Source organism: Streptomyces sp. (assembly GCF_036566765.1).
Classification (GTDB): domain Bacteria; phylum Actinomycetota; class Actinomycetes; order Streptomycetales; family Streptomycetaceae; genus Streptomyces.
Window position 1 is genome coordinate 1 of record NZ_DATCVQ010000388.1, and the last position, 13,395, is coordinate 13,395.

The 13,395-nt window shown below is 72.5% G+C and carries 11 protein-coding genes; 5 read left to right on the forward strand and 6 right to left on the reverse strand.

The annotated features are described in order from the left end of the window. Positions 1-509: 509 nt before the first annotated feature. A complete protein-coding gene (locus tag VIU94_RS22665) occupies positions 510-1,481 on the forward strand; it encodes an alpha/beta hydrolase (protein ID WP_331913691.1) in 972 nt (323 codons plus the stop codon). 6 nt (positions 1,482-1,487) lie between these two features. On the opposite strand, the gene thpR is transcribed toward VIU94_RS22665, so the two are convergent. After that, on the reverse strand, positions 1,488-2,105 hold the full coding sequence (gene thpR, locus VIU94_RS22670) for an RNA 2',3'-cyclic phosphodiesterase (protein ID WP_331913692.1): 618 nt from the start codon (positions 2,103-2,105) through the stop codon (positions 1,488-1,490). Positions 2,106-2,330: 225 nt separating this feature from the next. Between thpR and VIU94_RS22675 the strand changes: the two genes are divergently transcribed. Continuing rightward, a complete protein-coding gene (locus tag VIU94_RS22675) occupies positions 2,331-2,804 on the forward strand; it encodes a DUF5709 domain-containing protein (RefSeq protein ID WP_331913693.1) in 474 nt (157 codons plus the stop codon). Positions 2,805-2,879: 75 nt separating this feature from the next. Here VIU94_RS22675 and VIU94_RS22680 read toward each other — a convergent pair whose 3' ends face one another. From VIU94_RS22680 to VIU94_RS22700, 5 genes are all read right to left on the reverse strand, one after another. Next, on the reverse strand, positions 2,880-3,743 hold the full coding sequence (locus tag VIU94_RS22680) for a carbohydrate ABC transporter permease (RefSeq protein WP_331913694.1): 864 nt from the start codon (positions 3,741-3,743) through the stop codon (positions 2,880-2,882). Continuing rightward, positions 3,740-5,122 carry an ABC transporter permease gene (locus VIU94_RS22685; protein WP_331913695.1) on the reverse strand — a complete coding sequence of 461 codons (1,383 nt, stop codon included), beginning with the start codon at positions 5,120-5,122 and terminating at the stop codon, positions 3,740-3,742. The genes VIU94_RS22680 and VIU94_RS22685 overlap by 4 nt, the downstream gene beginning before the upstream one ends. A gap of 10 nt (positions 5,123-5,132) precedes the next feature. Continuing rightward, positions 5,133-6,455 (reverse strand): ABC transporter substrate-binding protein, encoded by a 1,323-nt coding sequence (locus tag VIU94_RS22690; protein ID WP_331913696.1) that lies wholly within the window; start codon positions 6,453-6,455, stop codon positions 5,133-5,135. Continuing rightward, a complete protein-coding gene (locus tag VIU94_RS22695) occupies positions 6,452-8,107 on the reverse strand; it encodes a glycoside hydrolase family 13 protein (RefSeq protein WP_331913697.1) in 1,656 nt (551 codons plus the stop codon). Before VIU94_RS22695 ends, VIU94_RS22690 begins: the two co-directional genes overlap by 4 nt. A gap of 234 nt (positions 8,108-8,341) precedes the next feature. Next, entirely contained in the window at positions 8,342-9,607 is a 1,266-nt protein-coding gene (locus VIU94_RS22700) for an ABC transporter substrate-binding protein (RefSeq protein WP_331913698.1), read from the reverse strand. A gap of 123 nt (positions 9,608-9,730) precedes the next feature. On the opposite strand from VIU94_RS22700, the gene VIU94_RS22705 reads away from it, so the two are divergent. From VIU94_RS22705 to VIU94_RS22715, 3 genes are read left to right on the forward strand one after another with little or no spacing between them, the layout of a single operon-like run. Continuing rightward, on the forward strand, positions 9,731-10,246 hold the full coding sequence (locus VIU94_RS22705) for a PadR family transcriptional regulator (protein ID WP_331913699.1): 516 nt from the start codon (positions 9,731-9,733) through the stop codon (positions 10,244-10,246). Then, positions 10,243-10,998, forward strand: a complete 756-nt coding sequence (locus VIU94_RS22710) for an ABC transporter ATP-binding protein (protein WP_331913700.1) — start codon at positions 10,243-10,245, stop codon at positions 10,996-10,998. The genes VIU94_RS22705 and VIU94_RS22710 overlap by 4 nt, the downstream gene beginning before the upstream one ends. A 4-nt stretch (positions 10,999-11,002) precedes the next feature. Continuing rightward, positions 11,003-13,294 (forward strand): ABC transporter permease, encoded by a 2,292-nt coding sequence (locus VIU94_RS22715; RefSeq protein WP_331913701.1) that lies wholly within the window; start codon positions 11,003-11,005, stop codon positions 13,292-13,294. Positions 13,295-13,395: the final 101 nt, after the last annotated feature.

Sequence of the window (13,395 nt, forward strand, 5' to 3'; positions counted from 1 at the left end):
CAGGCGCTGCGCACCCTGCACGCGGAGTACGGGCGGTTCAACGAGCGCTACATGGGGCATCTCGTCGCCCGCAGCGACGATGCCCGGCTCAAGGAGATCGCCACGGAGCGCGCGGCGTGGCTGCTCGCCCTGTCGGACCGATTCCTGCACCTCGTCGGGCACGACGCCCGCCCGTGATCGCCTTCGGCGCACCGACGTGGTCAGGACGTGCCCCTTGTGGACGTCGGCGGACGAGTCCAGGCGGGATCGCCGGCGGACCGGCGGTGCGTCACCACGGAGGTGGGCGCGAGAAGCAGCAGGGCAAGGCCCAGGACGCGTACGAGATGGGCATGCAGGAGGATGCAGGACTCCCTCCGGGTGAAGATCTTCGACTTCCGCGGTGTACCGCGCTCGCTCGGCGCGGTCGGCAGTCCTAGCGTGAGGATCAGCGGCGCCGGAGTGCCCAGTACGTCGATCCGGGTCGTCCGCCGGAACGCCCGGCGTCCCCGACGAAGATCCAGGAGATGCGCATGTCCGATGCCCTCGCGCCGGTCCAGCCGGTGCTGGAACCCGCGGCAGCCTCGCTCGCGGAGGCGACCGCCGATCCTCCGTACCTGTTCGATCTGCCGCCGGCGGAAGGCCGCAAGGCGGTCGACGACCTGCAGTCCGGCGAGATCGAGAAGCCGGCGATGGACGAGGAGTGGATCACTGTCTCCGGTGGTCCGACCGGCGCCGTCCGCGCGCGCATCGTCAGGCCCGCGGGCGCCGAGGGCGCCCTGCCGGTGATCGTCTACATCCACGGCGCGGGCTGGGTGTTCGGCAACGCCCACACCCATGATCGCCTGGTGCGCGAACTGGCCGTCGGCGCGAACGCCGCGGTCGTGTTCCCCGAGTACGACCTGTCGCCCGAGGCGCGCTACCCGGTCGCCGTCGAGCAGAACTTCGCCGTCGCGCGGTGGGTCGTGGAGCAGGGCGCCTCAAAGGGCCTCGACAGCACGCGGGTGGCCGTGGCGGGCGACTCGGTCGGCGGCAACATGACGGCCGCGCTGACCCTGATGGCCAAGGAGCGCGGCGGTATCCCGCTGGTCCAGCAGGTGCTGTTCTACCCGGTTACCGACGCGAGCTTCGACACCGGCTCCTACCACCGGTTCGCCAAGGGCTACTACCTGCGCCGCGACGGCATGCAGTGGTTCTGGAACCAGTACACGACCGACGAGGCCGAGCGCGCCCAGATCACTGCGTCCCCGCTGCGCGCCACGGCCGAGCAGCTCCATGGCCTGCCCCCGGCCCTCGTCATCACCTGCGAGGCGGACGTCCTGCGCGACGAGGGCGAGGCGTACGCCGACAAGCTCCGCGAGGCGGGCGTCCCGGTCACCGCCGTGCGCTTCCAGGGCATCATCCACGACTTCGTGATGCTCGACGCCCTGCGCGGCACGCAGGCGGCAGAGGCCGCCATCGCCATGGCCGTCCGCACCCTGCACGCTGCCCTGCACGAGGCCTGAAGGCCGTCAGCGCCCCTCGAAACCCCATGACGCGATGTCGCGGTAGCGGATCGGTCCCGGACCGCGGCCGAAGTTGCTGCCGACCAGATGCAGGCGCGCCGTCCGCCACGGTCGGCCGACGAACCCGGACAGACCGTCTGCCGCCGCCACCACGCACGACGTGTCGGCGCGGCGCGCGCGGGCCAGGGTGAGATGCGGCCGCAGCGGCCGGCCGGCGAAGGGGACACCGCACTCCTCGACCGCGCCGCGCACGTCCGCGGCGAGCACGTGGAGCCCATCCAGGTCCCCGTCGATTCCGCTCCACAGCACCCGCTCGTCGAAATGGCCGCCGCCGCGAAGCGCCAGTTCGAGGGGCGCGTGCGTCTCCGCGAGGTCCGCGAGCGACGGCCGCAGCAACGGAACGACCGTGGCGGGGAGTTCCCCGAGGAACGCCAGGGTGATGTGCCAGTCCTCGATACGGTTCCAGCGCATGCCCGGGTACGCCTCGTACGCGGGGCTCAACGCGCGCGCCAGCTCGTCCTTCGCCTCGTCGGGCGGTGCGAGGGCGATGAACACGCGTATCGTCGCAGCCCGAGGCTGCTCGTCCGCCCAGGACTCCGTCTCGTGCCCGGACGGCTCGGTCATCCCCACTGCACTCCCATTCTTTGCCGCCCCAAGGGTACGGGGTGCTGTGAGGACCGACGGATCGGTCGCCGATGACTACACAGGGTGTTCGTCCATGCCCGTGGGTGTCTGCCCGATACGAGGAATTCGCGGCGGGGACGTCTGCACCGCGGTCGAGGGGGTAGCGGAATTCACGGGGCCCCGCGGGGCTCGGGGGGCGGGCACCGAGCGCAGGAGATGAGTCACGTGGCGAACACGCAGAACGGAGAGGGCGCCCGCGGGGACGACGTCTATCAGCCGGGCGGCTCCGACTCCCAGAACCGGCCCAGCGGCCCGCTCGATCCCGAGAACGCGCTGGATGCGGACCCCTCGGAGGCGTTCGAGGACCCGGGATGGTCGCCGGCCGAGTGGCCTCGGGCCGTCGACCGTCACGGTACGACGTTGAGCGAACAGCGTGAGGGCGCATCCCTGGAAGCGCGGCTGGCGGAGGAGCGACCCGACGTGGCGCCCGTGGAGGGCGACGGCGTCGGCGACCTCGCGGACGGGGAGGGCGAGCCCCTCGACCTGGAGGCCGGCGCCACGCGGGCCGGGCGTCTCGCCCTGCCCGACACCCCGGTTCCCGGCGGCGTCACGGCCCGGGACGTCGGTCCCGACGACGGAATCGCCGCGGCCGAGGAGGCGGCCGTCCACCGGGACACGGAGGTCGACGGCACCGCGTAGAGATTCGTGCGCGCTCGGCATCGGCTGACACAGGCTGGGCCCCTCGCGCGTGCGTGAGGGGCCCAGCCTGTGCGGTCACTTCACCGAACCCGCCATCACCCCCTGCACGAAGTGACGCTGGAAGGCGAAGAAGACCACCACCGGCACGATCAGGGAGACGAACGCGCCCGGTGCCAGGACGTCGATGTTGCTGCCGAACTGCCTTACCTGGGACTGCAGTTCCACCGTCAGCGGCTGCGAGGAGCTGTCGGCGAAGAGCAGGGCCACCAGCATGTCGTTCCACACCCAGAGGAACTGGAAGATCGCCAGGCTGGCGATCGCCGGGCGGCCCACCGGCAGCACCAGCTGCGTGAAGATCCGCCACTCGCCGCCCCCGTCCATCCGCGCCGCCTCCAGCATCTCGCGCGGTATGTCGGCGAAGTAGTTGCGCAGCAGGAACACGGCGAACGGCAGCCCGTAGGCGACGTGGAACAGCACCACGCCCGGGATCGTGCCGAACAGCCCCAACTGCCCGAACAGCTTCGCCACCGGCAGCAGACCCACCTGCACCGGCACCACGAGGAGTGCCACCACGCCCAGGAAGATCCAGTCCCGGGCGGGGAACTCCAGCCAGGCGAAGGCGTATCCGGCGAGCGCCGCGACGACGACGACCAGGACGGTCGTCGGCACCGAGATCAGCACCGTGTTCCAGAAGGCCCGGGTGATGCCCGCGTTGCCCAGGAGGGCGGTGTAGTTGTCCAGGGACAGTCGGCCGGGGCCGGCCAGCGCCGTCCACCAGCCGCTCGCCGCGTTGTCGTTCGCCGAGCGCAGCGAGGACAGCAGCAGTCCGGCGACGGGGGTCACCCAGATCAGGCCGACCACGGCCAGGAGCGCCTGGACCAGGCCGTTGCCCAGCCAGCGGCGCAGCCGGCCGCCCGGCATCGTCGCGGTCGCACTCATGACTGACTCCTGCGGAAGCGGCGGACGTTGAACACCATCGCGGGGATCACAAGCAGCAGGAGCAGCACACCGAGCGCGCTGCCGAGCCCCTGGTCGTTGCCGCCGCCGAAGGACACCAGCCACATCTGGGTGGCCAGCACGGTCGCGTCCTCCTGCACCGGCCCCGGAGCGATGATGTAGATCAGGTCGAAGACCTTCATCACATTGATCACCAGCGTCACGAAGACGACGGTCAGCACGGGCGCAAGGAGCGGCACGGTGATCCGGCGGAAGACCTGCCACTCGTTCGCCCCGTCCATCCGCGCCGCCTCCAGCGTGTCGCGCGGCAGGGACGAGAGCCCGGCGCCGATGAGCACCATCGCGAAGCCCGTCCAGATCCACAGGTACGCGCCGATGATCGCCGGAGTGACCAGGGCGGGGCCGAGCCAGGAGACGCCCTCGTACGGCGGCGCGAAGTTCTCCGCGGGCAGCCGGACCGTGTACGCGCCCGCCTGGAGGCCGGTGAAGCGGAACGACCCGTCGGCCGCCGTGGTCGCGGTGGCGACCGTCTTCCCGTCGCGCACCGCCTCCACCGTCATGCCGGGCAGTCCCCGCTCCCCGGCGTCGATCGCGCCCGGCCGCCCCCCGCCGCCGGGTGTGAAGTCCAGGTACACGGCGCCGGCCACGTCCTTCGGACCGGCCTTGCCGGCCGCCGCAGGCTGCGCGCCGGCGGGCAGCTCCTCGGGCGGTACGCCGACCAGGCCGAGGGCGACGCTCTGCCCCGGGGAGACCGCGTCGGCCGTCCCGTACGAGCCGTCCGGCCGCTTGTCGAGCGCCAGACGCCCCGGACCCGCCTGACCCTCGCGGGCCCGGGCCGTCGGGTACGACGAGGAGTCCTGGAACACGTCGTGCACGCCGACCGCCGCCGCGTTCAGCACGCCCTTGTCCGGGTCCTCCTCGTACGCGAGGCGGAAGATGATGCCCGCCGCGAGGAAGGAGACGGCCATCGGCATGAACAGCAACAGCTTGAACGCGGTCGCCCAGCGGACCTTCTCCACCAGCACCGCGAGGATCAGCCCGAGCCCGGTCAGCAGCGTCGGCGCGACCACCACCCAGATGGCGCTGTTGCGCAGCGCGGTCAGGGTGGCCGGGTCGCGGAACATCTCCGTGTAGTTGTCCCCGCCGACGAACCGGCTGCCGGACGCGTCGAAGAAGCTGCGGCCCACGGAGAACAGCACCGGGTAGACGACCAGCGCGCCGAGCAGCAGCAGCGCCGGCAGCACGAACGCCACGGCGGTGATCCGCCGGCGGCGGCGGGCCCGGTCCCGCGGGGTGTCGGCCCGCCGGCCGCCCTTGGCGGCGTCGACCCGGGGTGGTGGGGGAGCGGTGACTGCAGTCATGACGGCCGCCTCAGCTCTTGTACGCCTTGGCCGCCGCGCCCTCCAGCGCCGCGGCGGTGGCGGCCGGGTTCGACGGGTCGCGCAGGAAGTCCTGGAGGATCTTCCACTCGCCCACGCCCTTGGTGCCGCCGAACGCCGCCGGAGCCTGGTCCGACATGTCGAAGCGCACCGAATCCCCGGCGTCTATCAGCGACTTGGCGGTCTCGCGCACCGTGTCGTCGCCGTAGGAGGCGAGGTCGAGCTTCTTGTTCGGCGACAGGAAGCCACCCGCTTCGGCCCACACGGCCGCGGCCTCCGGCGTCGCGAGGTACTCCAGGAACGCCGTCGCGGCCTTCTGGTTCTTGCCGTCCTTCAGGACGACGGCCGCGTCACCGCCGCTGACCACCGGCGCCTTGCCGCCCGCGACCGCCGGGAAGGGGAAGAAGGCGGCGTCCTCGCCGATCTTCTTGCCGAACTGGTCCTTGGCGACGCCGGCGACGAAGTCGCCCTCGTACACCATCCCGGCCCCCGGCTTGGGGCCGAAGACCTTCTCCACGGAGCCGGGGAAGTCGGTGCCCAGTGCGCCCTTCTGGCCGCCCGCGATCAGCTTCTCGTCGGAGAAGAGCGCGCCGAGGGTGGTCAGCGCCTTCACCACGGTCGGGTCGGTCCACTTGAGCTGGTGCTGGGCGAGCTGGTCGTACTTCTCCGGTCCGGCCTGGGAGAGGTAGATGTTCTCGAACCAGTCGGTGAGCGTCCAGCCGTCCTCACCGGCGACCGCGAAGGCCGGCAGGCCCGAGTCGGAGACCGTCTGCGCGCTCCGCAGCATCTCCTCGTACGACTTCGGCGGCTTCACGCCCGCCTGCTCGAACGCCTTGGGGCTGTACCAGACGGTCGACTTGTGGGCGGCCTTGAAGTACAGGCCGTAAAGGGTGCCGTCGACGGAGCCGTAGTTCTTCCACACCGGCGCGAAGTCGGCGTCGACGGACTTCTTCGCGGTCTCCGACAGCGGCTTGAGCCACTTCTGCCGGGCGAACTGCTGGAGCACGCCGACCTGCGGGACCATCACGACGTCGGGGGCGTTGCCGCCCTCGATCTTGCTGCCGACGACGGTGGAGACATTGTCGCCGGTTGACGTGAACTGGGTCTTGGCGCCGGTCTTCTCGGTGAAGGCGTCCAGCACCTTCTGGAAGTTCTTCTGCTCGGCGCCCGACCAGACGCCGGCCACATTGAGCGTCTGGCCGGACAGCGCCTTGTCGCCTCCGCCGGCGCTCACCGGGCCGCCGCCGCACGCGGTGGCGCCGAGCGCCAAAGTGAGCGCGGAGCAGCAGGCCATCGTCATCCGTCGCATGGTCATCGCAGTCCCTCCAGGGTGGTGTCGTCACTGATCCACCAGGCGGCGGTGGACCCGGGCAGTACGCCGGTCGGGCACGGTCCGCTGGACAGCAGCGGGGCGCCGGAGACCGGGGCGGGCACCGGAGCGGTGCCGAAATTGACGGCGCAGACGAGGCCGTCGCCGCGCAGGAAGGCCAGTACGCCGGGCGGCGCGTCCAGCCAGCGCAAGGTGCCCTCGCCCAGCTGCGGCAGTCCGTGCCGCAGCTGCAGGCCCTCGCGGTACAGGTGCCAGAACGAGCGGGTGTCGGCCAGCGCCCGGTCGGTGGCGTGTTCGGCGAACCAGCCGGGCTGCGGCAGCCACGGCTTGGCGCTCTCCGCCCCGGTGCTGAAGCCGAACGGGGAGGCGTGCCCCGACCACGGCAGCGGTACGCGGCAGCCGTCGCGGATCCGGGCCCGGCTGCCGGTGCGCCGGAATATCGGGTCGGTGAGCACCTCGTCCGGCAGGTCCACGACCTCCGGCAGGCCCAGCTCCTCGCCCTGGTAGATGTACGCGGCGCCAGGCAGGGCCAGCATCAGCAGGGCGGCCGCGCGCGCCCGGGCGGCCCCGAGCCCGCTGCCCTCGGTGCCGGACTCGCCGTACCGGGTCACCGTGCGCACCTGGTCGTGGTTGTTCAGCACCCAGGTGACGGTGGAGCCGGTGCCCGCGATGTCGCGCATCGCCTCGTCGATCACCTTGCGGAAGGCGTCGGCGTCCCAGGGCGCGCCCAGCAGGTCGAAGAAGAACGCCTGGTGCAGCTCGTCCGGGCGGACGTACGTGGCGTGCTCGCGGGCGGTCGGCACCGACACCTCGCCGACCAGCAGCCGCTCCCGCCCGTCGCGGGCCGTGTACTCCTCGCACACCGACCGCCAGTGGCGCCACACGTCGTGCACCTCGGGCTGGTTCCAGGCCAGCGGGTTGACCGAGTCGCGGGTACGGGCGTCGGCCTCCGGGTCGGGGGAGTCGGGCAGGTCGGGGTGCTTGAACAGCCCGGCCGCCACGTCGATGCGGAAGCCGTCGACGCCCCGGTCCAGCCAGAAGCGCAGGACGTGGTCGAAGTGGGCGCCGACCTCGGGGTTGCGCCAGTTCAGGTCCGGCTGCTCGGGGGTGAACAGGTGCAGGTACCACTGGCCGGGCGTGCCGTCCGGCTCCGTGACCCGGCTCCAGGCCGGGCCGCCGAACATGGCGTGCCAGTTGTTGGGCGGCAGCTCGCCGTCCGGGCCGCGGCCGTCGGCGAAGTGGAAGCGGGCGCGGGCCTCGCTGCCGGGGCCGGCCGCCAGGGCCTCGCGGAACCAGGCGTGTTCGCTGGAGCAGTGGTTCGGGACGATGTCGAGCAGCACGTTGACGCCCAGCCGGTGGGCGTCGGCGACCAGTCGGCCGAACTCGGCGAGGTCGCCGAAGACGGGGTCCACGTCGCAGTAGTCGGCGACGTCGTATCCGTGGTCGTGCTGCGGCGAGGGGTAGAAGGGGCTCAGCCAGATGCCGTCGACCCCGAGCTTCTTCAGGTACGGCAGGCCGGCCCGGACACCGGCCAGGTCGCCGATCCCGTCGCCGGTGCTGTCCAGGAAGCTGCGGACGTACACCTGGTAGATCACCGCGTCGCGCCACCAGAGGCGGCGGCTGGGGGCTGTGAGCATCACCCGTTGACCTGTTTTTCTGCGTGAAGGGGTGCGCGCTACCGAGAGGGGGTAGCGGTTATGCATGCATGTTAAGTAGGTGTGACGAGGAGGTGTCAACGAAGCTGCCGAAACTCGGCGCTAGTTGGGGTCTTATGCCCTACTTTGAGAGGTTTCTCGGGGCGCACCCATCCGCATGCTGATACCTAACAGGTAAGTAGAGGGTGCGGAGGTGGGGGAGTGAACGGAGAGGCGTCAGCGACGACGGGCGATGGCCGCGAGCTCGTCCGCGAGCCGGCGCACCGCCGCCTCGGGCGTCTGGTGCTGAGCCATCGCGTCATGCGCCACGGCCTGCACGGCGAGGCTCACCTGCTCGTAGTGCGGGCTCTTGGGGCGCGGCGCGGCCGCGAGCACACTCGCCCGCAGGGCGGGCAGATACGGGAAGCGCGCCACCAGCGCCGGATCCTCGTACAGCGCCGCCCGCACCGGCGGCAGGGCGCCCTCGCTCAGCACGCGGCGCTGCACGCGCTCGCTCGTGAGGTACGCGATCAGGTCGCGCGCCGACTCGGGGTGTCGGGCATGGCTGCTCACGGCCAGATTGGAGCCGCCGAGCACACTCGTGCCCGGCCCCCCGGGGCCCGGCAGCGGCACCGCGCCGAACTTCCCCGCGACCCTCGACTGCGCGCCGGAGGCGCCGGCGTACGCGTACGGCCAGTTGCGCAGGAAGAGCAGCCGGCCGTCCTGGAACGCCTGCCGGGACTCCTCCTCCTTGTACGTCAGGGCTTCCTTCGGAATCCAGCCGTCCCGCACGCCCTGAGTGAGGAATCCCAGCCCTTCGCGGGCGGCCGTCGAGTCGACCGTGACCCGCTCGCCCTCGTCGCCGAGGATCGTCCCGCCCGCCGAGTACACCGCCTCGGCGGCGTTGACCGTCAGCCCCTCGTACGGCAGGAACTGACCCGCGTACCCGCCGAGCCCGTACTCCGGGGCGATCGTGCGGGCCTGCCGCTCCAGCTCCGCCCAGGTCCGCGGCGGGCTCTGCCCCTCGCGGTCGAGCACGTCCTTGCGGTAGAAGAGCATCCCGGCATTCGTCACATACGGGACGGCGTACAGCCGCCCGTCGTACGTGGCGGTGTCCACCACCGGCGGCAGGAAGCTCTTCAGCGGGAACCGGTCGCGCTCCAGCGGCGCGATCCACCCCGCCGCGGCGAACTCCGACGTCCACGCGACATCGATGTTGAGCAGATCGAACCTGCCCTCGCCCCGCCTCAGATCCGTGATCATCTGGGCCCGGGTCTCGTCGGCCGAATCCGGCAGCTCGACCACGGTGACCTTCTCGGCCGGATGGGCGCGGTTCCAGCCGTCCAGGACACGGCCGAGATAGCCGGTGAGATCACCGGCCGTCGCCAGTGTCATCGGGCCGCGCCCGCCCGTGCTGCCCGAGGGGGCGCCGGAGGCCATGTAACCCGTCAGTACGACCGCGAGAACCAGGAGACCTCTAGCTGCGGTCTGCATCCACCGCATAGGTTCCTCCCAGCGCACCGCGCCGTACACCTTTGTTCGGCGACAGGGCATGTATACCCGTTAGGCATGGGCGATACTAGAGCCCACATCACACCGGGAGCACGCCAAGGGAGGACAGCACGGGTGCGCCTTCCCCTTCTCGCCCTCCTGGCCCGGGGCCCCGCCCACGGCTACGAGCTCAAGCAGGACCTTGAGCAACTGCTGGGCGCCGCGTACCCTCCCACCAACGTCGGCCAGATCTACGTCACCCTCGGCCGGCTGGAGAAGTCCGGGCTGATCGAGGGCGAGGAGATCGCCCAGGAGAGCCGCCCCAACAAGAAGATCTACCGCCTCACCGACGCCGGGCAGGAAGCACTGCGCGCCTGGTTCGAGGAGACGGCCGACGAACCGAGGGTCCGGGACGAGTTCTTCATGAAACTCGCCCTCGCCCCGCGCACCGGTCTCGCCGACCAGATCGCCCTCATCAACAAACAGCGACGCCAGTACCTCACCACCATGCGCAACCTGTCCAAGCTGGCCGCCACCGAAGACCGGGACAACCGCACGGCCCATCTGCTGATCGAGGGCGCCATGCTGCACCTCCAAGCCGACCTCGACTGGCTGGAGCGCTGCCAGGAGGAACTGGAGGAGCTGCAATGACGGACTCCGCCATACCCGTGCCGCTGCTGCGCGCCGAGGGCCTGGTCAAGACCCACCATGGCGAGGGCGCGCCCGCCCACGCGGTGCGCGGCGTCGACCTGACCGTGCGGCACGGCGAATTCGTCGCCGTCACCGGCCCCTCCGGCGCCGGCAAGTCCACCCTTCTGCACCTGCTCGGCGGCCTCCAGCGCCCCGACGGCGGCTCGCTCCTCCTGGACGGCGAGAGCACCGACGGCTGGACCGAGGCACGTTGGGCGGTGGAGCGGCGCCGCCGCATCGGCATCGTCTTCCAGTTCTTCAACCTCGTCTCCAACCTCACCGTCGCCGACAACGTCGAACTGCCGGCCCTGCTGGCCGGCGCCTCCGCCAAGCGGGCCCGAGCCGAACGCGAGAAGCTCCTCGCCGAGCTGGGCCTCGACAGCAAGGCCCGCAGCATGCCCGGCGAGCTGTCCGGCGGCGAACAACAGCGCGTCGCCCTCGCCCGCGCCCTGGTCAACCAGCCGCGGCTGCTCCTCGCCGACGAACCGGCCGGCAGCCTCGACAGCAAGGGCACCCGCGAAGTGATGCGGCTGCTCGCCCGCTTCCACGGACGCGGCCAGACCATCGTGCTCGTCACCCACGACGCACGGCTCGCCAGCGCCGCGGACCGGGTGATCAGCTTCTTCGACGGCCGGATATCCGACGACGCCGAACTGGGCGGCACGCCGCCGCGCGGCACCGGCCTCGCCGGCGTACTGGAACTGAAGGACTGACCCCGTGCGGGCCACGCTGCGCTGGGCGCACGCCGATCTGCGCACCCATCGGGGCGAGGCGCTGTTCATGGTCGCCGCCACCGCCGGGATCGTCGTCTCGCTGCTGCTGGCCACGGCGCTGTTCGGCTACGCCACCAACCCCTGGCAGCGGGTCTTCGCCCAGTCGCGCGGCGCCCACGTGTGGATCCACACCGGCCCCGACGCCGACACCGGCCCCCTCGCGGACCTGGACGGCGTCGAGCGGCTCTCGGGCCCGTACCGCACCGCGACCGGCACCGTCGCCTCCCGTGGCGCCCGCGCAGGCGTCGAGCTGCGCGCCACCGGAGCGGAGCCCCCGGCCACCGGCCGCCCCCTGCTGACCTCGGGCCGCTGGCTCGACGACGAGGTCCCCGACGGCGTCGTCCTGGAAGCCGGCCTCGCCCGCGCCCTGTGGGCCGAACCGGGCGACCGCCTGACCCTGCCCACCGGCCGCACCCTGACCGTCCTCGGCGTCGCCGACAGCGCGGAGCCCCGCTACCGCCCCGGCGAGCGGCCCGGCACCGTCTGGGCCCTGCCGCGCGCGGTGCCGTCCGGGCCCGGCGGCGGCCAGGTCGTCGGACTGCGCCTCGCCGACCCGGACGACACCGACTACGCCGTCCAGCGCGCCGTCACGGCGCTCGGCGCCGGCGCCGTCACCGACGTCGGCACCTGGCAGCAGGCCCGCGCCGAGGCCCAGGGCGACAACCGGCTGCTCGGGCAGGTCCTCGGCCTGTTCGGGCTCGGCGCGCTGATCGCCGCCGCCCTCGCGGTGTTCGGCGCCATCAGCACCCGGGTGCGCGGCCACCTGCGGGACATCTCCGTCCTCAAGGCCATCGGCTTCACGCCGGGCCAGGTCGTACGCGTCTTCCTCATCCAGCACCTCGCCTTCGCCGTGCTCGGGGCGACCCTCGCCACGGCGGCGGTCCAGACGCTCGGCAGCCGCCTGCCCGGGCGGCTCGGCGAGGCCGTCGGCGTCTGGCAGGGGCTCCCGGGCCACACGGCGGCGCTGCTCGCGGTGCCGGTCGCGGCGGTGCTGTTCATCGGGGCGGCGACATGCCTCGCCGCGTGGCGGGCGGGGCGGGTGGAGCCCGTACCCGGCGTCCCCGCCGCGGCGGCGCCCGGCGGGGGCGGACTGTCCCGGGCTGCCCGGGGTGCGCTCGGACTGGGCATGCCGGCCACCCTGGTACTCGGCTGGCACCGGGCGTTCGGCCGAGGCCGGCGCGCGCCGGCCACCATCGTCCGCCTCGCCCTGCCCCTGCTGCTGATCACCGTGGCGCTCGGCGCCTGGACCACCATCGAAGGCTTCGACAGCCGCCCCGAGCAACTCGGCCACGCCGCCGCGCTCACCGCGCGCCCCGACGCAACGCTCACCGACCGCGAGGCCGCCGCGCTGCTTGAGGCCAACGACGAAGTCACCGCCGCCCACCCCGGCCTGGAGGTCGCCGCCCTGGTCCCCGGCCAGACCGGCACCATCGCGCTGCGCGGCCTCGGCACCCGCGACGAGCCCTACCCGTACACGATCGCCGAGGGCCGTCCCGCCCACGGCCCCGACGAGGCCGTCGCGGGCCAGGGCCTGCTCGACCTCCTGGACGTACGCGTCGGCGACTGGGTCCGCGTCACGGTCGGCGGCCACCCGCAGGTGCTGCACCTCGTCGGCCGCAACATCGAACCGGAGAACGGCGGCCGGGTCATCTCCACCTCGCTCGACACCCTGCGCGAGAACGACCCCGCCCTGAGCCCCACCCTCTACCAGCTCCGCCTGGAGCCCGGCGCCGACCCGCGCGCCGTCCGCGCCGAACTCGCCGACGCCTCCCGGGGCCACCTCGACATCCACGAGGTCACCACCCCCGCCGACCGGCTCTCCGCCCTACGCGGCGTCGTCGTCGGCCTGATCGCCGTCCTCGCGCTGATCGGCCTGACCGAACTGTCCACGGCGATCGGCGGCAGCATCCGCGACGGCGAGCGCGACCTGCTGGCCCTGAAGGCCATCGGCCTCTCCCCGCGCCAGATCACCGCCGTCACCGTCACGGCCATCGGCTGCACCGCGCTGGCCGCCGCCCTCGCCGCGACGGCCCTCGGCGTCCCCTTCGCCCACTGGCTGATCGACCGCGAGGCCCACACCATCGGCATCGGCTCCGGCATCGCCCAGCCCGCGCCCGCGGGTTACCTCGCGGCCATGAGCGCCGCCGCCGTCCTCGGCGCGACAGCCCTGACGGCCGTCCCCGCGGCTCGAGCCTCCCGCCGCCGCCTCGCGGACAGCGCGAGCGCGGTCGCCTGACGCAGCCTCGACGAACCGTCGTGGCCTGCGGGTTCAAGGTTCACCCAAGGCGGCCCGGGCACGGTGGTCCGGGTTCGGGCCACCGGCCGTACCCCGTCGAA